This window comes from Pseudoclavibacter soli DSM 23366, assembly GCF_000423505.1.
In the GTDB taxonomy this organism is placed as follows: Bacteria; Actinomycetota; Actinomycetes; order Actinomycetales; family Microbacteriaceae; genus Pseudoclavibacter_A; species Pseudoclavibacter_A soli.
Window position 1 is genome coordinate 530,460 of the sequence record NZ_KE384027.1, and the last position, 23,729, is coordinate 554,188.

General features: G+C 64.5%; 19 protein-coding genes. 7 read left to right on the forward strand and 12 right to left on the reverse strand.

Annotation, left to right across the window (positions count from 1 at the left end; genetic code table 11):
• Nucleotides 1–20 precede the first annotated feature (20 nt).
• Together G557_RS0109980 and G557_RS0109985 are read left to right on the forward strand one after the other, a co-directional pair.
• Nucleotides 21–302 carry a hypothetical protein gene (locus G557_RS0109980; protein WP_036962082.1) on the forward strand — a complete coding sequence of 94 codons (282 nt, stop codon included), beginning with the start codon at nt 21–23 and terminating at the stop codon, nt 300–302.
• Nucleotides 303–348: 46 nt separating this feature from the next.
• Nucleotides 349–1,200 carry a universal stress protein gene (locus tag G557_RS0109985; protein ID WP_028245907.1) on the forward strand — a complete coding sequence of 284 codons (852 nt, stop codon included), beginning with the start codon at nt 349–351 and terminating at the stop codon, nt 1,198–1,200.
• Nucleotides 1,201–1,239: 39 nt separating this feature from the next.
• Here G557_RS0109985 and G557_RS13555 read toward each other — a convergent pair whose 3' ends face one another.
• The 9 genes from G557_RS13555 to G557_RS0110030 all read right to left on the reverse strand — a co-directional run bounded on the left by G557_RS13555 (nt 1,240) and on the right by G557_RS0110030 (nt 8,887).
• Nucleotides 1,240–1,716, reverse strand: coding sequence for a MarR family winged helix-turn-helix transcriptional regulator (locus G557_RS13555; protein WP_051224992.1), 477 nt, complete (start codon nt 1,714–1,716; stop codon nt 1,240–1,242).
• A gap of 80 nt (nt 1,717–1,796) precedes the next feature.
• Nucleotides 1,797–2,855: a type 2 isopentenyl-diphosphate Delta-isomerase gene (fni, locus tag G557_RS0109995; protein WP_028245908.1), complete on the reverse strand. Its 1,059-nt coding sequence runs from the start codon at nt 2,853–2,855 to the stop codon at nt 1,797–1,799.
• A complete protein-coding gene (locus G557_RS0110000; protein ID WP_036962085.1) occupies nt 2,852–3,937 on the reverse strand; it encodes a phosphomevalonate kinase in 1,086 nt (361 codons plus the stop codon). Before G557_RS0110000 ends, fni begins: the two co-directional genes overlap by 4 nt.
• A 1-nt stretch (nt 3,938) precedes the next feature.
• Nucleotides 3,939–4,913: a diphosphomevalonate decarboxylase gene (gene mvaD / locus G557_RS13035; protein WP_036962091.1), complete on the reverse strand. Its 975-nt coding sequence runs from the start codon at nt 4,911–4,913 to the stop codon at nt 3,939–3,941.
• On the reverse strand, nt 4,910–5,878 hold the full coding sequence (gene mvk / locus G557_RS13040) for a mevalonate kinase (RefSeq protein ID WP_036962469.1): 969 nt from the start codon (nt 5,876–5,878) through the stop codon (nt 4,910–4,912). The genes mvaD and mvk overlap by 4 nt, the downstream gene beginning before the upstream one ends.
• A 44-nt stretch (nt 5,879–5,922) precedes the next feature.
• The gene (locus G557_RS0110015) at nt 5,923–7,284 is read right to left on the reverse strand and encodes a tripartite tricarboxylate transporter permease (RefSeq protein ID WP_028245910.1); all 1,362 of its coding nucleotides are present in this window, start codon (nt 7,282–7,284) and stop codon (nt 5,923–5,925) included.
• On the reverse strand, nt 7,284–7,604 hold the full coding sequence (locus G557_RS13045; protein WP_211220547.1) for a hypothetical protein: 321 nt from the start codon (nt 7,602–7,604) through the stop codon (nt 7,284–7,286). The genes G557_RS0110015 and G557_RS13045 overlap by 1 nt, the downstream gene beginning before the upstream one ends.
• A gap of 53 nt (nt 7,605–7,657) precedes the next feature.
• On the reverse strand, nt 7,658–8,119 hold the full coding sequence (locus G557_RS0110025; RefSeq protein WP_028245911.1) for a DUF3151 domain-containing protein: 462 nt from the start codon (nt 8,117–8,119) through the stop codon (nt 7,658–7,660).
• Nucleotides 8,120–8,161: 42 nt separating this feature from the next.
• The gene (locus G557_RS0110030; RefSeq protein ID WP_028245912.1) at nt 8,162–8,887 is read right to left on the reverse strand and encodes a glutamine amidotransferase; all 726 of its coding nucleotides are present in this window, start codon (nt 8,885–8,887) and stop codon (nt 8,162–8,164) included.
• A gap of 101 nt (nt 8,888–8,988) precedes the next feature.
• Here G557_RS0110030 and tgt point away from each other — a divergent pair, with 101 nt between their 5' ends.
• Entirely contained in the window at nt 8,989–10,221 is a 1,233-nt protein-coding gene (tgt, locus tag G557_RS0110035) for a tRNA guanosine(34) transglycosylase Tgt (RefSeq protein WP_028245913.1), read from the forward strand.
• Nucleotides 10,222–10,339: 118 nt separating this feature from the next.
• Here the strand turns inward: tgt and G557_RS13050 are convergent, their stop codons facing one another.
• Nucleotides 10,340–11,053, reverse strand: a complete 714-nt coding sequence (locus tag G557_RS13050) for a queuosine precursor transporter (RefSeq protein WP_036962093.1) — start codon at nt 11,051–11,053, stop codon at nt 10,340–10,342.
• Nucleotides 11,054–11,112: 59 nt separating this feature from the next.
• Here G557_RS13050 and G557_RS0110045 point away from each other — a divergent pair, with 59 nt between their 5' ends.
• Complete coding sequence (locus G557_RS0110045; protein ID WP_028245914.1) at nt 11,113–11,691, forward strand: DUF4916 domain-containing protein; 579 nt, start codon at nt 11,113–11,115, stop codon at nt 11,689–11,691.
• Nucleotides 11,692–11,715: 24 nt separating this feature from the next.
• On the opposite strand, the gene G557_RS13055 is transcribed toward G557_RS0110045, so the two are convergent.
• Nucleotides 11,716–12,969: a sigma-54-dependent transcriptional regulator family protein gene (locus tag G557_RS13055; RefSeq protein WP_051224993.1), complete on the reverse strand. Its 1,254-nt coding sequence runs from the start codon at nt 12,967–12,969 to the stop codon at nt 11,716–11,718.
• 220 nt (nt 12,970–13,189) lie between these two features.
• On the opposite strand from G557_RS13055, the gene G557_RS0110055 reads away from it, so the two are divergent.
• Nucleotides 13,190–13,975, forward strand: a complete 786-nt coding sequence (locus tag G557_RS0110055; protein ID WP_028245915.1) for an acetoin reductase — start codon at nt 13,190–13,192, stop codon at nt 13,973–13,975.
• 190 nt (nt 13,976–14,165) lie between these two features.
• Here the strand turns inward: G557_RS0110055 and G557_RS0110060 are convergent, their stop codons facing one another.
• Nucleotides 14,166–15,863 (reverse strand): SulP family inorganic anion transporter, encoded by a 1,698-nt coding sequence (locus G557_RS0110060; RefSeq protein ID WP_028245916.1) that lies wholly within the window; start codon nt 15,861–15,863, stop codon nt 14,166–14,168.
• A gap of 391 nt (nt 15,864–16,254) precedes the next feature.
• Here G557_RS0110060 and rpoB point away from each other — a divergent pair, with 391 nt between their 5' ends.
• Both rpoB and G557_RS0110070 read left to right on the forward strand, forming a co-directional pair.
• Complete coding sequence (gene rpoB, locus G557_RS0110065) at nt 16,255–19,767, forward strand: DNA-directed RNA polymerase subunit beta (RefSeq protein WP_028245917.1); 3,513 nt, start codon at nt 16,255–16,257, stop codon at nt 19,765–19,767.
• A gap of 47 nt (nt 19,768–19,814) precedes the next feature.
• Nucleotides 19,815–23,687 (forward strand): DNA-directed RNA polymerase subunit beta', encoded by a 3,873-nt coding sequence (locus G557_RS0110070; RefSeq protein ID WP_028245918.1) that lies wholly within the window; start codon nt 19,815–19,817, stop codon nt 23,685–23,687.
• The last annotated feature ends 42 nt before the right edge of the window (nt 23,688–23,729 follow it).

The window sequence follows — 23,729 nt, forward strand, 5'->3', positions numbered from 1 at the left end:
GGTGAAAGGAGCGTTCACTCATGCACCTGCAGCTCTCTGAACAACTGAGCGCCGCCTCGTCCACGATGACGTGGGGCGGTGTCGACTGGCTGTCTTTCCTCATCGTGCTGCTCGTCGCCACGGCGATCACCACAACCGTCACCTCGCTGTACGCTTTGGGCCTTCGGCTGTGGGCATCCAGCGTGGTCACCGCACGAGGCGAGGCAAACCTGCTGGCTCGCACCGGGTCAGTGCTCTGCTTCACCGTGTGCGTTGCCATCGTGCTTTTCGCGCTGTGGCTGATCGTGCCGCAGTTCCACTGACGCCTTCGCTGCGCATACTCAAGCGGGTCACCCTGGGAGGGATGAAATGACGAGCATTCTGGTCGGTCTCGACGGCAGTCTGCGCGGTGAATGCGCGCTGGCTTGGGCAGTGGCACGAGCAAAAGTCACGCAGGCTTCGCTGACGCTCATCACGGTGGTCGACCCGTCGATCGTGCGCGTCACCGGGCTGAGCGTCGACACCGCACGCCAAACTGCCGAGAACCTCCTGCGGGCGCATCGCGTGACACTTGCCAAAAGCGAGCCCGAGCTGGAGGTTCGCACACAAGTTGCCGAAGACGCCTTCATCGACGCGGTCGTGGACGCGGTGCCCGGCAACGATCTGGTGGTGGTCGGCTCCCACAAGGGGGCCACCCTTGCCGAGACCATCGGCGGTGCCAAAGGTCTGAAAGTCTCGCTAGCCGTCGACGTGCCCGTGGTCGTGGTGCCGGCGAACTGGAGCGATCAGGCGGCAAACGGTGCTGTCGTCGTGGGCGTCGGCCCCGATGACGTGTCTGACGCTGCGGTTCGCTTCGGCGCCGAAACCGCAGCAGCCACGGGAGTGCCGCTGCAATTGGTCTCGGTCTGGGGTGTGCCGGCGCTGCTGGCTCGCCCGGCTGAGGCAATGGGCGGTGGGCTGTCGCCGGTGCGCGATGAGTTCGAGCAGCGGCTTTCCGCGTGGGAGGCTCAGCTGATCGAGCTGCATCCCGGGCTGCACATCGAGACAAAGACTGTCGAGGGCTCGCCGGCCAAGGCGCTCTCTGACGTAGCCGCACAGGCGGGCTTGCTCGTGCTCGGCACGCATGCACGTGGCGCGGTTGGCCGTGCACTCTTCGGCTCGGTCACCCACGGAGTGCTCTCTCGCCTGACTGTGCCGACGGTTGTGGTGCCTAACCGCTGATCTGCCCCTGAGGTTCGCCGCCGCAGTGCTCAGCAGCATTCAGCTGCGGTCGTCGCCAGAGGCTGTCTCGGCAGCCCGCAGCTGGCTCTCGGCGTTGTCAATCAGCAGTCCGAGCTGGCGCAGCAGGGTGTGCTCGTCGATGCCGAGCAGAATGGTGCTCTGATGTGAGTTCAGGCCCTGCCACGCATCGGCCAGGCGTCGGGCGCCCCGTTCGGTAAGTGCGACTCGGTTGGCTCTGCGATCTGCAGGGGTCGAGAACACGGTGACTAGGCCAGCAGTGGTCAGGCTGCGCACGCGCTGTGTGACGGATGCCCGAGAGACTCCCAGCTCGGTGGCGATCTGGCGCTGAGTTGGCTGGTCGAGCAGCCCCACCGTCAGCAGCAGCCAGAAGTGGGCCGCGCTGATTTGCCACTCGCTGCGCAGATAGTGATCGGTGAGCCTGTCGTTGAGCATGGCGGCGCGATGCAGACGAAAGCCCGCATCTTCGATGAGCGGTGGTGCGACAGAATCAGACATTTGTTAAGCACTAAACAGTCTTTATCTGCGGAAGTCAAGCAACGTGCACGATATGACACGTACTGTTCACTTAGTGGGCTTCAGCTGCGGCGTGCGAGACTGCTGACATCGATGCCGCGCAGCTCGGAAAACTCTCGGCTGGCACCGGTCACGAGCACCTGTGTGTGCGCCAAGTCAGCGACAGAGGCGGCGCCCAGCAGCGTGAGAATGGTGCGCACCTGATGAGTCCATGCGACCAGTTCGGCAGTGAGTGCATCGACGCCGCTGTCGATGAGCACGTGCAGAAAGTGCCCTGAGACACCGACGGCGCTGGCACCCAAGGCGAGTGCGCGCACAACGTCGAGCGGGGTGCGCACGCCACCGGAGGCCAACAGCTGTGCATCGACCGGGTCACCGCCCAAACGAGCGTCTAACAGACAGTCCACGCTCGACTGCCCCCAGCCGGCCAGATACCGGTATTCGCTGCGCTCCCGGCGTTGGTTCTCGATGTCGATGAAGTTCGTGCCACCGGTGCCGCTGACATCGACCGTGCGCACGCCGCGGTCGATCAGCGCAAGGATGCTCGCTCGGCTGAGTCCGAAGCCCACCTCTTTGACCACCACGGGCACGTCGAGCGCGGCAGTGATCTGCTCAATACGGTCGAGCCAGCCCCGGAAATCGCGGTCGCCTTCAGGCATGACCAGCTCTTGTGCGGGGTTCACGTGAATTTGCAGGGCGTTGGCGTCAAGCAGGTCGACGGCAGTCTGCGCCTGCTCCACGGTCATCTCGGCACTGACATTGGCGAACACGAAGGCATCGGGGGCGTGGTCTCGAATGACAGTGAAGGTGTCTGCAAGCGTGGCATCGCGCAACGCTGGGCTCACGGAGCCGCTGGCGATGGCGACACCGGCAGCTGCCGCAGCAGTGGCCAGCCCGGCGTTCAGGCGCCCGGTCATGGCGCTGCCACCGGTCATGGCGTTGATGTAGAACGGATGCGCCCAGCGTGCGCCGACGACTTCAGTTGAGGTGTCGACATCGTCAAGTCGCAGCCCATTGAACGAGTGGTGCACGAATGACACATCATCGAATCCGTTGGGGCGGCGCTCGTCGCGCAGCTGTTCGGCCAGGCGTACGTGTTCGTCTTTGCGCTCGCTGCTCATACAGACTCGCTTTCGGGTGTGCTGGGCACAAGGTCGAGGGGGCGGATACCGGCGTCGCGCCATGCCTGCTCGAGCCCGTCGATGTCGCGGCCGCGATCGATCAGCACGATGCCGCAGTCGCCGCCACCGGCGCCGGAGCTCTTGCCCGCACCACCGAAGCGCTCGGCAATGTCGGCCAGCTGCTCCAGCAGCGGCGTTTCGATCACGACCCCGGTGTGCTCGCTGAGCGCGCTGAGTAGCTGGCGGTCGCGCCGCAGCTGCTGCTGCATGCCAACGAGGTCACCGCGGTCGAACGCAGCGATGAGCTCGTTGACGCATTCGGCGGACTGTTGCAGAAAACGGTGATAATGCACCGTGCGCTGATCTTTGCGCGCCTGAATGCCACTGACCAGTCGGGCGGTCGATGCCGGGGTGCCCGTCCAGCCGACCACCAGGAAAGCGTCGGTGGGCGGGGTGAGGCGACGCACGCTGAGCCCGGGCCAAGGCATGGCCAGCAGGTCGTCGATGGCAGTGTCGGCTCGCCGCGAGCGAGCCCACTGGCGGTCAAAGGCGGTGTAGGCGATCCAGCCGCCATACAGGCTGGCCGCCACGTCGCCGCCCGACCCGGAGCGCTGCACATCGATGGTGGCCAGCAGTGACAGACGCAGCAGCTGCTCGCGCTGCAGCGAAAGCGAGTAGAACTCGGCGAGCGCACGCACTGTGGCCACAGTCACCGCGGCGGAGGAGCCGAGCCCGAACTTGCGCCCCGAGGCGTCGTCGAGCTCGCTGGTGATACTCATGTCGAACAGGCGCAACGGCACATCTCGTGCGCGGGCGACTTCTTCGACCAGCCGGATGGCCGCGAGCACGAAGTCGTAGGGGGCGTCATCGGGGTCGATGACCAGATCGTCATCGTCGCGATGCCAAGTCAGCGGCAGTGCATCATATTGGTCAGAGCGGATGTGCCCTTCGGTTTCGGCGGGATCGACCCGCACAGTGACGTGGCGGTCAACGCCAACGAGCACTGCAGGCTGGCCCGGTTCGACGACGGCGTATTCGCCGGCCACGTAGAGCTTGCCGCAGGCCGCCACCTCTACCGTCATGTCATCCCTTGTCGATCGCGATCCCCGGACCGGGATAGTCTACCGAGATCGTCAGGCCGGCAAGTCGTGCCCGCAGCCATTCGGCGAGCCGCTCGGCATCGGCTGCACTGGTGAGCACTTTCACATTGGCGCCGGCATCGATGGTGGCCCAAGCCGGAAGACCGGCAGCGCGCGCCTCGCGAACGGCGGCCAGAGCCTCCTGCGTGCCCGAGGTGAAATAGGAGATCGGCGGCACGGCGGCTCGCATCGTGGCATGCATGCCCAACGCGTTGGCCTCAGCGGTTTCGCCGAGCGTGGCAAGGTCTCCTTCGGCAACGGCTCGCAGTGCAATCTCCAAATCGCGGGCGCTGTCTTCGACCCAGCGGAAGAACAACGGTGAGGTGGCCACTGTGGATCGCATGGCCACTCGGCTTGAGACTGACTTGGCACTGTCGTCGACGAGAATCACCAGGATGGCCAGGTCAAGTGGGCTGTGTATCGGCTCGGCAAAGGAGCTCTCGTCGTCGTGCCCGGCGTGCCACAGCGCCAGACCGCCGTAGATTGATCTCGAAGCCGAGCCAGAGCCGCGTCTGGCCAGTCGTGACAGCGCGCGCGCATCGAGGTCAAGGCCGGCAGCAGCAGCAGCGGCGCCGGCGAGTGCGGCGAATCCCGAGGCCGAGCTGGCCAGCCCGGCGGCTGTCGGCACCTCGTTGCGGGAGGTCACCGTAGCGTGCGAGTGAAGGCCGGCGCGCTCGCGCACGAGATCGAGAAAGGTCGAGATGCGTGTGAGTGCGGTGCCGTGCAGCGGCTCGCCGTCGAGCGTGGCGGTGTCAGCGGGCAGATCGCCGAATTCGACGGTGGTGACCGTGCGCAGCCCGTCGAGAGTGAGCGACAGGCTCGAAGTGTAGGGCAGCACCAGCTCTTCGTCGCGCTTGCCCCAGTATTTGATCAGCGCGATGTTTGCATGAGCGGTGGCGGTGGCCCGCCGCTGCGTCACGCGGCGACCTCATACGCGTGTGGGGCGTAGACCCAGGTGCCGGTGGCTCCGGCGGCACCGAGCGCCTCTGTGATGCGGGCGGCGCTCGCCGCGCTGTCGGCAAGAGCGATGACGCAGCCGCCGCGCCCGCCGCCGGTGAGTTTTGCGCCGACTGCGCCCGCGGCTCGTGCGGCCTCGGTGAGAGCATCGAGGTGATCGTCACTCACGCCGAGCTGTGCGAGCAGCGCGTGTGCCTCGTTCATTTTGCGGCCCAAGCCCTGCACGTCACCGAGCTGTACGTCAGCAATGGCCTGCTGAGTGATCTCGCCAAGTCGCTCGAGCAGAGGCCTGGTGGTCTCTGGGCTGCGCTCGTGCTGCTCGCGCACGTGCCCCACGGTCTCACGGGTGCTGCCGTGCACGCCAGAGTCTGCGACGACGATCCAAGTGGCCAGATTGACCTGTACGGGGGTGGCCTGCCCCGACTGAAAATGAATCGGGGTGGCCGAAGAGGTCGCCGTGGCGTCGAGCCCAGACGGATGCCCATGGGCAACGCGCTCGGCGGTTTGAGTGAGCTCGAACAGGTCTTCGGCGTCAGCCTCAACGTCGAAGGCATCAAGGATGGCGCGGATCACCGCACCGGCTGCGGCGGCCGACGAGCCAAGCCCGCGCTCGGCGGGAAAGTCGCTGAGCGTGGTGATACTGAGGTGGGCATCCGGCCGGCCGATGAAATCAAGCGTGGCCTCGACGGCGCGAACGATGCTCGAAAAGCGGTCGGGCGCCTGATCGAGCGGGCCAGACCAGCCCAGACTGGCCAGCATCGACGGCCCCGGTGTCGGAGTGACCCGAGCGGTCATGCGCAGGTTGCGCAGGGGCAATGCGATTGCGGGGTAGCCGTAGACCACAGAGTGCTCGCCGAAGAGGATGATCTTCGCGACGGTGCGCCCGACGCCGACATGCGTGGGTGCAAGAGGGGGAGACGCCTGCACAGTCTCTTGGCCTTTCTCGGCGCTGCACGCCGTACGCAGTCTGCTCAGAGCAGATTCTGCACGATCCATGGTGAGGCGTAGAGCGTCATGAACTGCACGCCATAGCTCACCCCGAGCTTATTCAGGGTACCGCAGGCCACGCCCACGAGCAGCACGCCGAAGATGTTCATCACCCCGGCATCGAGATAGGCGAGCAGCAGGATGAACCCGATGAACAGACCGAGCACCGCCTCATGTGAGATGCGCTGCATCACGATGCGGGTGATCTGGTACGAGTAGCGCACCGCGATGATGTAGGTCAGCACCAGCGCGAGCAGGGCGCCGAAGACGACGGCGATCACAAACTGCTGCGTGCTCAGCAGAGAGTGGATGTTCACGATCTCGGGAGTGGTGGTGAACACCGGAGGTGCGCTGAACAGGGCCTGCGCGGGGCCGATCGATACCGGTGACAGCGGCAGGCCGATGGCCAGCAGAGGAATGATCGTGCCAGAGAGGTATGTGGCATGGGCGATGCCGTTCATCGCCGAGACTCCGCGGTTGGCCTGCTTGACGCGATCTTTGCCGCCACCGCGAGCGAGATTGCCGAGCAGGAAGGTCAGCCCGACCGGGCTGAGGAAGAACAGCGGTGTCGACAGCAGCGACCAGAGCCCGGTGCGACCCAGCTCGTCTCGCGTGAGCACCTTGTTCGGGCTGAGCGACTGACCCGACAAGTCGCGTCGAGAGATCTGAATGTGGGTGGGGGAGTGCAGCGGCAGGCGCTCGCGGGCCTGTTTGTTGAGCAGACCGAGCAGCGAGACCAGCAGCGGGCCGATCGTGATGCCGAGGAAGAACGAGATCGAGATGCTGCCGCTCTCGGGGATCACGCCTTGATCGCGATAGAGAGCGAGCAGCCCTTGGAAGAGCAGCGCCATGGGAATAATGGCGATCAGTGCGAGCAGGCGGTGGGCGCCCAGCAGCGCCAGGATCACCGCGCCGAAGACGAACAGCAGCGAACCGTACTGCCGAAGTGTTTCGGCGTAGGGCGCGATCAGCGAGGCCAACAGCAGACTGACCGGGATCGCGATGACCGTGCCCACAGCGCTGCCGGCAGCCATCTTCTTGATGGTTTCAGCGGCGCGACCCTTCGACTTCAGGTAGAGCGAGTCGTCCATCATGGGCGTCGACATCACTCCGCCGGGCAGGCCGACCAATGCGGTCGGAATGGCATTGGTGAGATTCAGCGTGACGATGGCGGCGATGAAGAAGGTGAGCACCACGATGGGAGCGGTGCCGGCCAGTACCAGCGCCAAGGTGACCGGCACCAGCACGCTGGTCTCGTCGGTGCCCGGAATGAAGCCGATGAAGGTGTACAGCGCGATGGCGCCGAGCGCGGCGAGCAGCATTTGGGTCAGCAGTGCGATATCCATCAGCGTTCGCCCTCTGCATCATTGTCAGCGCCATCGTCGGTGATGACCGTCGACACTGCGGCGTCGGTGATGGTGACCACTCGCTTGGGGCGGATCAGCGCGGCGGCGGCGATGAATCCCACGACCGAGCCGCCGAGACCCCAGAAAAACAGGCTCGAGCCGAGCCAGGTCGCGATGAGCAGCGCTGCGATGGTGGCACCGCTGCACAGCAGCAGCGACCAAACGAGATCACGTGGTGAGACGAGGTCGTTCCAGACCTCGGGATACTTGGGAGAACTCTGAGCAGGCGCGGAGTGCGTCTTTGCATCTGCGGGTGTCATGAGACCTCATCGTACGGCATGGTCATGCCGTTCGGCAGGGCGGATGCGCGGGTTCAGTCGGTGCCGCGAATGACGATGGCCTCGGTGCCGGGCAGGTGCGAGGCCTCATCGGCCAAGATGGCGTCGAGTGCGGAGTCGTCGCTGGCGACCAAGAACTCGTGCGTACGTGCCACCTCGTCGTCTTCGCCGATGAGCTCGGCTGCCTTGCCGAGCTCGAACAGCGAGAGCAGGAACCCGCGGTTGGGCTCGTGCTGCCACGGGATGGGCCCCTGGCCCTTCCAACCCTTGCGGCGCAGGGCGTCGAGGCCGCGATGGTAGCCGGTGCGTGCGTAGGCGTAGGCCTCGATGTACTGGCCGTGCGTACGAGCGTGCTGGGCGAGCAGCGCCCAGGGCAGCGATGCCGCCGGGAACTGCGCGGCGACCCGAGTCAGCGGATCGTTGGCGAGAGCCTGCGCGAGGCCGTCGACCTGATCGAGAAGCGTCGGAGGAACGTCAAGCAGATTGTGATCACCCATGGCTTCGATTATGCCCAACCGCAGCAGGGATGTCGATCTGGTTCACCGGTGATATACAGTCGCGAAACGGCGCAGCAACGCGTTCGCCCGCGAGGTGTCAAGAGCTGCCGTGTCACGGTCGAGACTCGCGAGCGCGCCCTCGGGGTAGTAGCCATGCCCGTCGTAGAGGGCAAGCCGATCGATGAATGCCGGTTGGTCGAGCTCGGGGTGAAACTGCGTGGCATACACGTTGGCTCCGACGCGAAACATCTGCACGGGTGCGGTCGCAGAGGTCACGAGCAGTGTCGCCTCTGCAGGGGTGGCCAAAAGCGATTCGCGGTGAGCGACGAACGAGTCGAATGCTTTCGGCAGGTCTGCGGTCAGCTCGTCGTCGGCCGCCGCCGCAGTGGGCGTGAGGCGCACGGCACCAGCGGTCTCGGCGTGGTCGGGGCCAAGCGGTGCTCCGAGTGCCGCACCGAGCGTGCCGATGCCATAGCAGGCGCCAAAGAACGGCAGGTCGGCGTCGATCACTCGTGCGACCAGAGCGCGCAGGTCGGCCTCGACGCGCAGTTGCGTCGCGTCTTTGTCTGGTTTTGTCCAGTCGTACGGGCTGCCGCCCAGCAGCACTCCCGAGAACTCGGTCAGGTTGAGTTTGGGCAGTGGGGCGGCCTCGAGGCGCACGTGAGCGAGCTGATCCGGCTGCAGACCGGTATGGCGCAGCAGCGCGAGATGCTCGCCATGCGTGGCGCGGTCGTCGGAGCGCACACTGAGATGCAGAAACGGCTTCACACCGCCAGCCTATGTTGTACCCCATGACGGTAGGGAAGTGTTTCGCTGTGCGTCATGTGGTCGCCCTCCGTGCCGCGGTGTGCACGTGCGAGAATGGCGCGGTGACTTTTTCGTTTGACATCGGTACCCGACTCGAAGGGCGCGCGGCCCGCACCGGGGTCATCCACACCCCACACGGCGACATTCAGACGCCCGCGTTCATTCCGGTGGCCACGCAGGCCACGGTCAAAGCAGTGCTGCCCGAGGCGATGGATGCCGTGGGTGCCCAGGCGCTGCTGTCGAACGCCTATCACCTGTATCTGCAGCCCGGGGCCGAAGTGCTCGACGCCGCCGGTGGTCTCGGCTCGTTTATGAACTGGCCCGGGCCCACGTTTACCGATTCAGGGGGCTTTCAGGTGATGAGCCTCGGAGCCGGCTTCAAAAAGGTGCTCGCGATGAGCACTGAAGGTCGGCAGTCTGACGAGGTCATCGCAGCCGGCAAAGAGCGGCTCGCCCACGTCGACGACGATGGGGTGACGTTCAAATCGCATCTTGACGGGGGCATCCATCGATTCACCCCCGAGGTGTCGATGCAGATTCAGCACCAGATCGGTGCCGACATCATGTTCGCGTTTGACGAGCTGACCACGCTGATGAACACCCGCGGGTATCAGGAGCGCTCGCTGGAGCGCACCAGGCTTTGGGCCGAGCGCTGTCTTGCCGAGCACAGGCGTCAGACCGAGCAGCGTGCCGACCGACCGTACCAGGCGCTGTTCGGTGTGCTGCAGGGGGCCAACTATGAAGACCTGCGGCGCAAGGCGGCGCGTGATCTTGGCGGTATGGAAATTGACGGCCAGCGCTTCGACGGGTTTGGGCTTGGTGGCGCACTTGAGAAGCCTCGCATGGCCGAGATCATCGGCTGGATGACCGAGGAGCTGCCCGAAGACCGCCCGCGACACCTGCTCGGCATCAGCGAACCCGACGACCTGTTCGCGGCGATCGAAGCCGGCGCCGACACCTTCGACTGCGTATCGCCGACGCGGGTGGCGCGCAGCTCTGCGGTGTACTCGCGGTTCGGGCGTTACAACCTGAAGCAGGCGCGCTTTCGCACCCGCTTCGACGCCATTGACGAGGGCTGTGACTGCTACACCTGCACCCATTACACCCGGGCATACCTGCACCATCTCTTCAAGGCCAAAGAGATGAATGCGGCGACGCTGTGCAGCATCCATAATGAGCGCTTTGTGGTGCGGCTGGTCGATGACATCAGGGCGTCGATCGAGCGCGGTGACTTCGATGAGCTGCGCGCGCAGGTGCTCGGTGACTACTACGGAGAGACGCCCGCGGGGCGGTGAGCTAGTGGCGTAATCTCAGCAGCTCCTGCGCATCGTCTGCAGCTGCGCCGCGTGTTGCGCAGACTTTGTGCTGCTGCTGCGGAAATTGCGTGGGTGAGGGGAAGGCAGGCGCCGCGCGTCAGTGCTGGCTGACTGGCTGGTAGCCCGGCTCATGCTGCTTGACCCACGCGATCACCCGGTAGGTGAAGGGCAGCAGGGCGGCCTCAACCGCGGTCTTGTAGACGAAGCCCAGCACGATGTAGATCAAGATGTCGCTCGGCTCGGTGAGGCCGAGCACCGGGGCGGCCACCAGGCAGAAGATCGTGGTGTCGGCCAGCTCGCCGACGACAGTAGAGCCCAAAAGGCGTGCCCAGAGCTGGCGCTCGTCGGTGCGACGACGCTTCATCGCCGTGACCACCCACGCGTTGAGCGTCTGCCCGACCAAGAAGCCGAGCAGCGAGCCAAACAGAATCTGCGGAGCGCTCAGGCCGAGCAGGGTGACGAACGCGGAGTCATCCCAGCCCTCGGTCTTGGGCAGGCCGATCACGATCTGAAAGTAGAGCATTGCTCCCAATGCGATGCCGAACCCGATGAATGTGGCGCGTCGAGTGAGCCTGAAGCCATAGACCTCGCTGAGTACATCACCCAGCACATACGCCAGAGGGAACAGCAGAAAACCGCCGTCGGTGATGATGGGGAAGTCGCCGACCGGGCCGAAGAGCACGGGCTGGGTGGCTGCAATATTCGAGATGAGCAGCAGCGAGGCGAACACGGCGACGATGGTCGCGTAGTGCCGAGTGTTCGAGGTGGCGAACGCCGTGGTCTCTGGGGTGCGTGACTCTGTAAGGCTCATGATGCCTCGATTCTATGCGGGTGCGTGCCCAGGCGCAGCACTGCTGCGATAATGGGCACATGAGCATCGTGGGCACCCCGGATCCACAGGATCCTGACGACAGTGTGGTTCAGCCCGGCGCGGGCGACGCCGGGTGGCTGACCGAAAAGCAGCTCGATGAGGCCAGACGGCATCTGCCAATGGTCTACGTCGAGGCTCTTCCGGTGCGCATCGACGATGCAGGCAGAGTGGTGCAGGTGGGGTTGCTGCTGCGCGTCAGCGACACCGACTCGATGACTCGCACCATCGTCTCAGGGCGAGTGCGCTTTGGCGAAAGCGTGCGCGACGCGTTGGCGCGCCACCTTGAGAACGACATCGGCCCTATCGCGTTTCCGCAGCTGCCGCTGTCGATTGTGCCTCAAGCGGTGGGCGAGTACTTTCCAGTGCCCACCAATGCGTCTGACCTGTTCGACGGCCGCCAGCATGCGGTGTCATTGGCGTTCGTGGTGCCCGTCACCGGCACCTGTCAGCCGCGCACCGACGCGCTCGAGCTGACGTGGCTGAGCCCCGCCGAGCTGCGCAGCCCCCGGGTGCAGGCCGATCTCGAAGGCAACCGCGGGGTGCTCATCGAGCGGCTGTTGGCCGCCGTCGGGGCGTAGCACGCGCCAGCCACCGGGTGACCGTCACTCGTCACGCACCTCGACCTCGAGTGCGGGTGCGAATCGATACGGTGCGGCCACGATCACTGCGCCGAGCGCACGCCTGATGCGGCTGATCTCGGCGCGTACAGTCACGGCGTGGTCGGGCTGACCAAAGATGTGTTGTGACAGCTCCGCGGCACTCAGCCCTGCCGGGGCGTCATGAATCGCCTGCAGCACACTGAGCTGCCGAGGCGTGATCTCGACCCGCCAGTGCGCCTGAGTCGAGGTGAGCTCGGCCTGGGCGCCGGCAGCCGTCGGCGTCACGATCAGACGCCCCAGCGCGCTCGACGACCGTGGGGCGCTCGCGGCCTGCACCGGCTCCAACAGCCACCCATCGGGCACGGCGGTGGCCTGCACAGCACCCATCGACGGCACCCACAGGTGCTCGGCGGTGGGGTCGGCGGGCAGCAGGATGCGCGGCTCGGCCACCGGCGGACGGCTCGCGGCGACCCAACCCCAGCGGTCAGTCACCAGCCACGCACCCTTGTCGTGCTGCATGGGCTCAGTGAGCTCGCGCAGGCGACCGAGTGCACGACGGTGCGTGTCGCGCAGCTCGAGAGTGATGTTGCGTGCGATCAGCGCGACAAGCGTCAGCATGGTCGGGTGCGCATCGGCCACGCTGCACGAGATGTTGACCACTCCGGCACAGCTCTGCGACCTCGGATCGGTTACGGGTGCTGCGGCACAGCTCCAGTCGTGCTGGCTGACCAAGAAGTGCTCGGCGCCGTGCACTTGCACGGGGTGCCGCACCGCGAGAGCGGTGCCGATCGCATTGGTGCCGACCGCCTGCTCGCCCCACTGGGCTCCCACAGAGAAGTCGATGGCATCTGCTCGCCGTTCGGCGGCGGGGCTGCCATGCCGCCACAGAATGGTGCCGTGTGCATCGGTGAAAACGATCAGGTGGGTGCCGCTGTCGAGACTCTGACCGCCGACGCGCGGCAGCAGATCATTCAGCAGGGCGATGATGTGGCGCTGCACCGCGGCGATCGGGGCAGCAGGTGAGGTGCGCTGGGTGGTGACCACGGCATCCTGCCGAGCAGTTTGGCGTCGACACCCGTTGTCGGGTCGCAAGCCGGCGCGGCGCGACCGCAACCATGACTGTGTGATCAGTGATCGGCCGCGGGCCGGAGCACGCCCACCGAAGAGTGTGGCCTGATGCACTTGACGCAGCAGGCGATCGTACTCGACCGGGTTCTCGCCCAGCGGCAGCGATGGCTCGTGCAGGTCGCTCGACATGTGACTCCTGTTCTGCGCCGGTCGGGGGTGGCGCGTCGGCGATAAGCACTCGCGTTGCACGACGTTGCAGTCGCTCGCGATCCGCGTGATTCCGCCGTTGACGAGCCTACCCGCTGACAGGTCGGTCGGCAGGCTTTCGTCAGCTGCGGCGCCCTCCTAACGTGGGAGCCGTATTCGATCCGTCGAACACGGATCGATCTGTCGAACACAGGAGAGAATCATGAGTGATCAGAAGGTTGCGCTCGTCACGGGCGCTGGGCAGGGCATTGGTCGCGGCATCGCGCTGCAGCTGGCTCAGGACGGCTTCGACATCGCCGTCGCCGACCTCGACTTCCAGGCCGAAAAGGCCGAGGGCGTCGTCAAAGAGATCGAGGCGCTGGGGCGCCGCGCGTTCTTCGTCGCCGCCGACGTCTCGAAGCGCGATCAGGTGTTCGCGGCGGTTGATGCCGCAGCCGAGCAGCTGGGCAGCTTTGACGTGATCGCCAACAACGCCGGCATCGTGCAGGTCAAGCCGGTCAGCGAGATCACCACCGAAGACCTCGAGAAGATCTTCAACATCAACGTCTTCAGTGTCATCTACGGCATTCAGGCTGCAGAGAAGAAGTTCGCCGAGCTCGGCAAAGAGAAGGGCAAGATCATCTCGGCCTCCTCGATCGCCGGCATCAAGGGCTTCCCGATTCTGGGCGCCTACTCAGCCACCAAGTTTGCCGTGCGCGGCATCACTCAGGTTGCGGCCCAGGAGCTCGCTCCCCGCAACATCACGGTGAACGCCTGGGCTCCTGGCATCGTCGGCACTGGCATGTGGGACACCATCGACGAGGAGCTCGGCAAGCTCAACGGCAAAGCCAAGGGCGAGAACCTCAAAGAGAACGTGGGCTCGATCGCCCTCGGCCGCATTGAGACGCCGCAAGACGTCGCCGGTGTGGTGTCGTTCTTCGCCAGCGAGAAGGCCGACTACGTGACCGGTCAGACGCTGCTGGTCGACGGCGGGATGCTCTACAACTAAGTCGACGCATCGCACGTTGCGAGGGCGCTCCGAGGATTTCCTTGGGGCGCCCTTTCTGCGTGTGGATGGGCGTCGAAATGTCGGCAGCTGCAACACAATGTCTGCAGGTGTGCGGCGGGTTGCGCAGACGGTGTGTCAGAGGTGCGGACATTGTGCTGGGCAGCGGCTGCCGCACCAGCGGCGGCGCGAGCTACCTCTGTGCACGCACCAGCTGCCGGGCAGCCTCGATCGCCGCAGGCGTCGTGTCGAACACCTGGCCGTCATCCCAGAGGCGCTGCAGCTCGGGCACTTGGCGCAGCGGCTTCTCGTGGGCTGGCCGCACGGCTGAGAGCAACACGACGATCCCGCGCTGGCGTAGCTCGGCGACGGCCTCGCCGATCGCCTGGGCTCCGGTGGCGTCGACCGCGCTGAGGTGCCCCATGCGCAAGATCACCACTTTCGTCTGATCGATCGCCGTCAGGTCGAGCAGGAAGCGTCGGGCCACACCGAAGAACAGGGCACCCTCGAGGCGGTAGGGCACGATGTGCTCACGCTGCAGCTCGCGTTCGCGCTCAAAGTCTGCTGCCGTGGTCTCGGGCACCTCGCGTGCCACCCCGTCGTCATCGAGATGCTGACGGCGCACCTGCGTAGTGTCTGAGACGGCCTTCAACGTCAGGAGGGCGGCCAGCGCGAAGCCCACGATCACGGCGGTGATCACGTCGATGGCAACCGTGGTGACGAAGGTTGCGAAAAAGACCCAGGCATCCCCTCGGGTGGCGCGCACGGTGGCGCGCACCGTAGGCAGCGACACCATGCTCACGCAGGTGGCCAGCAGCACGCCGGCGAGCACCGCCAGCGGAATCTGCCCGACGACCGAACCCGCCACCAGCACCACGATCAGCAGCACCAGCGAGTGGGTGACCGCCGAGGTGCGCGAGCGCGCGCCAGCACGCACGTTGACCGCAGTGCGCGCAATCGCAGCGGTGGCCGGCACCCCGCCGAAGAACGGCACCGCGATGTTGGCCAGGCCTTGGCCGAACAGCTCGCGATCGGGATTGTGATGCTCGCCGACGGTCATTCCGTCGGCGACGCTCGCGCTCAGCAGGCTTTCGAGGGCACCGAGCGCGGCCACTGCCACTGCACTCGGCACGAGCGAGCCGAGTGCACTCCAGTCGAAGAATGCTGCCGACGGCGCGGGCAGACCAGCAGGCAGGGCACCGATGCGTGCGGTCTGCAGGTTGAGCGCCCAGCTCAGGGCGGTGAGCACCACCACCAGCACCAGTGGCCAGGGCAGGCCTCGGCGCAGGTGATTCAGCGTCAGGATGGCCGCGGCCGTTCCCAGCGCCATGGCCGGCTCGATCCATGTGGGGTTCGCAAACCAGTGCTGCAGCGCATCCCAAGCGGTCGCCCACACCTGCTCGTGGCTCGGCACGGTCACGCCCAGCAGATTGGGCACCTGTTGCAGGGCGATCACCACGGCAATGCCCGCGGTGAACCCCTCGAGCAGGGATGCGGGCAGCATCTGTACGTAGCGCCCGGCGCCGGTGAAAGCAACGATTACGAGCACCACACCGGCCATCGCGCCCACCATGAGCACGCCACCCGCTCCGTGCTGCGCCACGATGGGCAGCAACACCACGGTCATCGCCCCGGTGGGGCCGCTGACCTGCAGGTTGCTGCCACCGAACACGGCGGCGATGATGCCGGCGATGACTGCGGTGGTGAGGCCGGCGGCTGCACCGAGCCCGGAGGCCACGCCGAACGCGAGGGCGAGTGGCAGGGCGACGACAGCCACGGTGAGGCCAGCCAGCAGGTCGGTGAGCGGAGCGCGGCGGGCATCTCGGAGATCTTGTGGGCCGGGCAGCAGTGCGGCCAGCCGAGTTCGGAACGTGGGTGTGTCGGTCGTCATGGTGTTTCCCCCTGACCGTGGGTTGTCGCGCTGATCGACGCAGCGCCGCGCCGACGCCGGGCAGAGGCGTCACAAGAATGGTACGACACGTACATGTTTTCGGTGCAATCGAAGACGCAGATCGTATTTCGCACCGCAGGCGACGTTATGGCGGAAAAGTTGGACAATTCGTGCTATAGAGCCATATACTGGTTTTTTGGTCTGTGCGGTGTTCTTCTCTGCCCTCAAATGACGGTGGGCGAGCGGTGTTTCATATGACGGTGACATCGCTCCTTGACGTGTCGACGTGGTGCTCTCGAGCATCCTGTCGACCGCGTGCTCGGAGTGAGCGCCAGCTGCAGACGACTCGTCAGTACCGACAAGCCTGATGGCTGCAAATGGAGGAATTCTCTTGGCTGCTGCGCCCCGTTCAACCGATAAGAACAGTGCATCCAACAAAACCGTCAATACCGAGGGCCGTAATTTCAAGCGGCTTTCCTTCGCAAAGGTCACTGAGCCGCTCAATGTTCCCGACCTGCTCGCGCTGCAGACCGAGAGCTTTGACTGGCTGGTCGGCAACGACGCCTGGAAGCGTCGTCTGGCTGAAGACCAGGCTGCTGGCCGCACTGACGTTCCCACCAAGAGCGGCCTCGACGCCGTCTTCGAAGAGCTTTCGCCCATCGAAGACAACCTCGAGAAGATGCACCTGAGCTTCGCCAACCCCACGCTCGAGCCAGAGCGTTACACCATCGACGAGTGCAAAGAGCGCGGCAAGACCTACGAGGCACCGCTCTACGTCGAGGCCGAGTTCATGAACTACGAGACCGGCGAGATCAAAACGCAGACGGTCTTCATGGGCAACTTCCCCCTGATGACCAAAAAGGGCACGTTCATCGTCAACGGCTCTGAGCGCGTCGTTGTCTCGCAGCTGGTGCGCAGCCCCGGAGTCTACTTCGAGCGTCAGTTCGAGAAGAACTCCGACAAAGAGATCTTCTCGGCACGCGTGATTCCGAGCCGTGGTGCCTGGCTCGAGTTCGAGATCGACAAGCGCGATCAGGTCGGTGTGCGCATTGACCGCAAGCGCAAGCAGTCGGTCACCGTCTTCCTGAAGGCTCTCGGCCTGTCGACGGGTGACATCGAGAAAGAGTTCGCTGGCTACGCCTCGATCGAGGCCACGTTGGCCAAAGACACCATCGCTACCAAAGAAGAGGCGCTGCGCGATATCTACCGCAAGCTGCGCCCGGGCGAGCAGGTGGCCGCTGAGGCTGCTCGCGCTCTGCTCGACAACTTCTACTTCAACGACAAGCGCTACGATCTGGCCAAGGTCGGCCGTTACAAGATCAACCGCAAGCTGGGCCTCGACGCCCCCATCACCGACTCGGTGCTGAGCGTCGAAGACATTGTCAAGACCATCAAATACTTGGTCGCGCTGCATGCCGGCGAGAAAGACTTTGACGGTCTGCGCGACGGCAAAGCTGCCAAGCTGCCTCTCGACGTCGATGACATCGACCACTTCGGCAACCGCCGCATCCGTGCAGTCGGCGAGCTCATCCAGAACCAGGTGCGCACCGGCCTGAGCCGTATGGAGCGGGTGGTGCGCGAGCGCATGACCACGCAAGACGCCGAGGCGATCACCCCGCAGACCCTGATCAACGTGCGCCCCGTGGTCGCTGCGATCAAAGAGTTCTTCGGCACCAGCCAGTCGTCGCAGTTCATGGACCAGAACAACCCGCTGGCCGGCATCACGCACAAGCGTCGTCTGTCGGCACTGGGCCCCGGAGGTCTGTCGCGTGAGCGTGCCGGCGTCGAAGTGCGTGACGTGCATCCCTCGCACTACGGCCGTATGTGCCCCATTGAGACTCCTGAAGGCCCGAACATCGGCCTGATCGGCTCGCTGGCGACCTTCGCTCGCATCAACGCCTTCGGCTTCATCGAAACCCCGTACCGCAAGGTGGTCAAGGGCAAGGTGACCGAGCAGATCGACTACCTCACCGCATCCGACGAAGACGAGTTCGTGGTGGCACAGGCCAACGCGCATGTCGACGCCAAGGGCAACTTTGTCGACGACCGCGTGCTGGTTCGCCTCAAGGGCGGCGACGTCGAGCTGGTGGCTCCCGAGCGCGTTGACTACATCGACGTGTCGCCGCGTCAGATGGTGTCGGTGGGTACTTCGCTGATTCCGTTCCTCGAGCACGATGACGCGCACCGCGCGCTCATGGGTGCCAACATGCAGCGTCAGGCTGTGCCGCTGCTGCGCACCGACAGCCCGTTCGTCGGTACCGGCATGGAGGCCTACGCCGCCGTCGACTCAGGTGATGTCATCACCTCAGCAGTCGGTGGTGTGGTCACCGAGGTCTCGGCTGACCGCATCGAGATCAGCAGCGACGAGGGTGAAACCGTCAGCTACGTGACTCGCAAGTTCGATCGCGCCAACCAGGGCACCTGCTACAACAACCGCGTGCTGGTGCGCGAGGGTGATCGTGTTGAGCCCGGTATGGTCATCGCTGATGGCCCGGCCACCGATCACGGTGAGCTGGCGCTGGGCAAGAACTTGCTGGTTGCGTTCATGCCCTGGGAGGGTCTGAACTACGAGGATGCGATCATCCTGAACCAGAACCTGGTGAAAGAAGACGCACTCACCTCGATTCACATCGAGGAGTACGACGTCGACGCACGTGACACCAAGCTCGGCAAAGAAGAGATCACCCGTGATCTGCCGAACGTCTCGCAAGAGATGCTTGCCGATCTCGACGAGCGTGGCATCGTGCGCATCGGTGCCGAGGTGCGTCCCGGCGACATCCTCGTCGGCAAGGTCACCCCGAAGGGCGAGACCGAGCTCAGCGCCGAAGAACGTCTGCTGCGCGCCATCTTCAACGAGAAGAGCCGTGAGGTGCGCGACACCTCGCTGAAGGTTCCTCACGGTGAAGAAGGCACGGTCATCGCGGTCAAGGTGTTCGACGCCGAAGAAGGCGATGACGAGCTCGGCAACGGTGTAAACCAGCGCGTAGTCGTCTACATCGCTCAGAAGCGCAAGATCACCGAGGGCGACAAGCTCTCGGGTCGTCACGGCAACAAGGGTGTCATCTCGAAGATCGTGCCTGCTGAAGACATGCCCTTCCTGCCCGATGGCACCCCGGTCGACATCATCCTCAACCCGCTGGGTGTGCCCGGTCGAATGAACTTCGGCCAGGTGCTCGAGCTGCACTTGGGCTGGGCTGCGAAGCAGGGCTGGAAGGTCGACACCACTCAAGAGTGGGCCAAGGAGCTGCCGCAGGTCGCGCTCGAGGCCAAGCCCGGCACCAAGGTTGCCACCCCAGTGTTCGACGGTGCCTCCGAAGAGGAGATCGCCGGTCTGCTCGACTCCACGCTGCCCAACCGTGACGGCGATCGTCTGATCGACCACAACGGCAAGGTGCGACTGTTCGATGGCCGCTCGGGCGAGCCGTTCCCCGAGCCGGTGTCAGTTGGCTACATGTACATCCTGAAGCTGCACCACTTGGTCGACGACAAGATCCACGCGCGTTCGACCGGCCCGTACTCGATGATCACCCAGCAGCCGCTTGGTGGTAAGGCGCAGTTCGGTGGTCAGCGCTTCGGTGAGATGGAGGTGTGGGCGCTCTATGCGTATGGCGCGGCACACGCCCTCCAAGAGATGCTCACCATCAAGTCCGACGATGTCACTGGTCGCGTGAAGGCCTACGAGGCCATCGTCAAGGGCGAGAACATCCAGGAGCCGGGCATCCCCGAGTCGTTCAAGGTGCTGATCAAAGAGATGCAGTCTCTGTGCCTGAACGTCGAGGTGCTCAGCGCCGACGGCAAGATCGTCAGTCTGAGAGACAGCGATGACGATGCCTTCAACCCGGTTGAAGAACTCGGCATCAATATCTCCAAGCAGTTCGAGTCCGGTCCGGTCGACGAGATCTGACCCGAGACCACTCAGACAGCGACAGAATTTTCAGAAAGAGAGAAACAGTGCTCGAGTCAACGACTTTCGATGAGCTGAAGATCGGTCTTGCCACCGCCGACGACATCCGCAACTGGTCACACGGCGAGGTCAAGAAGCCAGAGACCATCAACTACCGCACGCTCAAGCCCGAGAAGGAGGGCCTGTTCTGCGAGAAGATCTTCGGCCCGACCAAAGACTACGAATGCGCCTGTGGCAAGTACAAGCGCATCCGCTACAAGGGTGTCGTCTGTGAGCGATGCGGCGTCGAGGTCACCAAGTCGGCTGTGCGTCGTGAGCGCATGGGCCACATCGACTTGGCCGCCCCCGTGACGCACATCTGGTATTTCAAAGGCGTGCCCTCACGCCTGGGCTACCTGCTCGACATGGCGCCCAAAGACCTTGAGAAGGTCATCTACTTCGCCGCATACATGATCATCTCGATCGACGAAGAGGGCCGCCACGAAGACTTGGCGACGCTTGAAGCTGAGCTGCGCCTCGAGGCCCAAGAGCTTGAGCAGGCCCGCGATGCAGAAATCGCCGAGCGCCTGCACCAGCTCGAGACTGATCTGGCGGCCCAGGAGGCCTCTGGAGCAAAGTCCGACGCCAAGAAGCGCACCAACGAGGCCGCTGAAAAAGACCAGGCTCGCATCCGCAAGTCGTACGAAGATCAGCTGGCCCGTCTTGAGCAGACCTGGGAGCTGTTCCGCACTCTCAAGGTCGGTCAGCTGCTTCCCGAAGACGCTGTGTACCACGAGCTCGAAGACCGTTTCGGCGAGTACTTCGAGGGCTTCATGGGCGCTGAGGCGATCAAGCGTCGCCTGCTCGACTTCGATCTCGAGGCTGAGGCCGAAAGCCTTCGCCTGCAGATCGAAGAGGGCAAGGGCCAAAAGAAGATCCGTGCGATCAAGCGTCTGAAGGTCGTCAGCTCGTTCCTGCAGACCGGCACCTCGCCGGCTGCCATGGTGCTCGACGTCGTGCCGGTGATTCCTCCGGAGCTTCGCCCGATGGTGCAGCTCGACGGTGGCCGCTTCGCCACCTCTGACCTCAACGACCTCTACCGTCGTGTGATCAACCGCAACAACCGTCTGCGTCGACTGCTTGACCTCGGAGCTCCTGAGATCATCGTCAACAACGAGAAGCGCATGCTGCAAGAGGCCGTCGACGCGCTGTTCGACAACGGTCGTCGCGGCCGTCCCGTCACGGGCACCGGCAATCGCGCGCTGAAGTCGCTGTCTGACATGCTCAAGGGCAAGCAGGGTCGATTCCGTCAGAACCTGCTCGGCAAGCGCGTCGACTACTCGGGTCGTTCGGTCATCGTCGTCGGCCCGCAGCTGAAGCTGCACCAGTGTGGTCTGCCCAAGCAGATGGCGCTGGAGCTGTTCAAGCCCTTCGTCATCAAGCGGCTGATCGAGCTGGGCTACGCCCAGAACATCAAAGCGGCCAAGCGCAAGGTTGAGCGTTCGAACCCCGACGTGTGGGATGTGCTCGAGGAGATCATCAAAGATCGCCCCGTGCTGCTCAACCGCGCACCTACGCTGCACCGTCTGGGCATCCAGGCGTTCGAGCCGCTGCTCGTCGAGGGCAAGGCGATCCAGCTGCACCCGCTCGTCTGCTCGGCCTTCAACGCCGACTTCGACGGTGACCAGATGGCTGTGCACCTGCCGCTGAGTGTCGAGGCGCAGGCCGAGGCCCGCATCCTGATGCTCTCGAGCAACAACATCCTGAAGCCGTCGGATGGCCGCCCGGTCGCCCTGCCTTCCCAGGACATGATCATCGGTCTGTTCACGCTGACCGATCTCATCGAAGGTGCGGCCGGCGAAGGCCGCGCGTTCTCGTCGCTGTCTGAGGCCATCCTGGCTCGTGACCTCGGCGACCTCGACCTGCATGCCAAGGTGCGGATTCGTCTCGAGGGCGTGCACTTCGCGCCCGGCACCGAGCCCGAGGGGTACGAAGAGGGCAAGCCGTTCCGTCTCGAGACCACCCTGGGTCGTGCGATCTTCAACGAGCTGCTGCCGGCTGACTACCCGTACTTCGAGGCTCAGGCCGACAAGGGCGCGCTGGGCAAGATCGTCACCAACCTCGCCGAACGCTACCCCAAGGTGGTTGTCGCCGAGACGCTCGACCGCATCAAAGACGCGGGCTTCTACTGGGCGGCTCGCTCGGGTGTCACCGTCGCTCTCAGCGACGTGATCACGCCGAAAGAGAAGCCGGCGATCATCGCGCAGTACGAGAAGAAGGCCGTCGAGGTGCAGGAGCAGTTCGATCTCGGTCTCACCACCGAGAACGAGCGTCGTGCCGATCTGATCAAAATCTGGACCGAAGCGACCGACAAAGTGGCCGAGGCCATGCGTGCCGACTTCCCGCGCGAGAACAACATCAACCGCATGGTGGTCTCTGGTGCTCGAGGCAACTGGCTGCAGATCCGAAACATCGCGGGTATCCGCGGTCTGGTGAACGACGCCAAGGGTGATATCTTCCCGCGCCCGATCCTCTCGAGCTACCGTGAGGGTCTGTCAGTGCTGGAGTACTTCATCGCTACGCACGGAGCTCGAAAGGGCTTGGCCGATACCGCTCTGCGTACCGCCGACTCGGGGTACCTGACCCGTCGTCTGGTCGACGTCGCTCAAGATGTCATCATTCGCGAGAGCGATTGTGGCACCACCAAGGGCATTGACGTCACCATCGCCAATGACTTCGACGGCGTGCTCGAGCGTGATGAGAACGTCGAGAACTCGGTGTACTCGCGCACGCTGGCTGCAGATGCGGTTGATGCCAAGGGCAACGTGATCGCCAAGCGCGGCGCCGACGTCGGCGACGTGCTGATCGACGAGCTCATCGCTGCCGGCATCACCCAGGTGAAGGTGCGCTCCGTGCTGACCTGTGAGTCGGCCGTCGGCGTCTGCCAGGAGTGCTACGGTCGCTCACTGGCGACCGGCAAGCTGGCCGATATCGGTGAGGCTGTGGGCATTATCGCCGCGCAGTCGATCGGTGAGCCTGGTACCCAGCTGACGATGCGTACCTTCCACACTGGTGGTTCGGCTTCGGCTGATGACATCACCCAGGGTCTGCCCCGTGTCACCGAGCTGTTCGAGGCGCGTACGCCGAAGAATGCCTCGCCGATTTCTGAGGCCGACGGTCGTGTGCACATCGAAGACACCGAGAAGGGTCGTCGCGTGATCGTGACGCCTGACAACGGCGACGAAGAATACGTGTACCCGGTGCTCAAGCGAGCCAACCTCTTGGTCGAAGAGGGCCAGCACATCGCTCTGGGTGAGCAGCTGCAGGCCGGTTCGCTCGACCCCAAGGAGGTGCTGCGCGTCAAGGGCATCCGTGCCACGCAGCAGCTGCTGGTCAGCGGCGTGCAGGGCGTGTACCGGTCACAGGGTGTGCCGATTCACGACAAGCACATCGAGGTCATCGTTCGACAGATGCTGCGCAAGGTGACCGTCGTGGAGCACGGCGACACCACGCTGCTGCCGGGCGAGGTCATCGACGTCGACCAGTACAACAAGGTCAACCGTCAGACGGTCATCGAGAAGAAGAAGCCGGCCACGGGTCGTCGTGAGGTCATGGGTATCACCAAGGCCTCGCTGGCCACCGAATCGTGGCTGTCGGCGGCGTCGTTCCAGGAGACCACTCGCGTGCTCACCCAGGCGGCGCTCGACGGCAAGTCCGATCCGCTGGTCGGTCTCAAAGAGAACGTGATCATCGGCAAGCTGATCCCGGCTGGCACGGGCCTGAACGTCTATCGCGACGTCAAGGTCGAGCCCACCGAAGAGGCCAAGGCCGAGCGTTACCCGAACCGTCTGTTCAACGAGTCAGTCGACTTCAGCCAAGACGACCTTGGGTTCGCCGATCTCGAAGACTTCGGCAACTTCGAGCCGGGCACCTACAACTAGGCCCGACTCGCTGAGTCTGATCGCCAAACGGGGCGAGGATGA

Bases quoted from the DNA above. Each gene is read 5' to 3' on its own strand.
- G557_RS0109985 (WP_028245907.1), top strand. From the start codon at position 349: ATGACGAGCATTCTGGTCGGTCTCGACGGCAGTCTGCGCGGTGAATGC.
- G557_RS0110055 (WP_028245915.1), top strand. From the start codon at position 13,190: ATGAGTGATCAGAAGGTTGCGCTCGTCACGGGCGCTGGGCAGGGCATT.
- G557_RS13050 (WP_036962093.1), bottom strand. From the start codon at position 11,053: ATGAGCCTTACAGAGTCACGCACCCCAGAGACCACGGCGTTCGCCACC.
- G557_RS0110060 (WP_028245916.1), bottom strand. From the start codon at position 15,863: ATGACGACCGACACACCCACGTTCCGAACTCGGCTGGCCGCACTGCTG.
- G557_RS13055 (WP_051224993.1), bottom strand. From the start codon at position 12,969: ATGTCGAGCGACCTGCACGAGCCATCGCTGCCGCTGGGCGAGAACCCG.
- G557_RS13045 (WP_211220547.1), bottom strand. From the start codon at position 7,604: ATGACACCCGCAGATGCAAAGACGCACTCCGCGCCTGCTCAGAGTTCT.
- G557_RS0110045 (WP_028245914.1), top strand. From the start codon at position 11,113: ATGAGCATCGTGGGCACCCCGGATCCACAGGATCCTGACGACAGTGTG.
- fni (WP_028245908.1), bottom strand. From the start codon at position 2,855: ATGAGCAGCGAGCGCAAAGACGAACACGTACGCCTGGCCGAACAGCTG.
- G557_RS13555 (WP_051224992.1), bottom strand. From the start codon at position 1,716: ATGTCTGATTCTGTCGCACCACCGCTCATCGAAGATGCGGGCTTTCGT.
- G557_RS0109980 (WP_036962082.1), top strand. From the start codon at position 21: ATGCACCTGCAGCTCTCTGAACAACTGAGCGCCGCCTCGTCCACGATG.
- G557_RS0110015 (WP_028245910.1), bottom strand. From the start codon at position 7,284: ATGGATATCGCACTGCTGACCCAAATGCTGCTCGCCGCGCTCGGCGCC.
- G557_RS0110000 (WP_036962085.1), bottom strand. From the start codon at position 3,937: ATGACGGTAGAGGTGGCGGCCTGCGGCAAGCTCTACGTGGCCGGCGAA.
- G557_RS0110025 (WP_028245911.1), bottom strand. From the start codon at position 8,119: ATGGGTGATCACAATCTGCTTGACGTTCCTCCGACGCTTCTCGATCAG.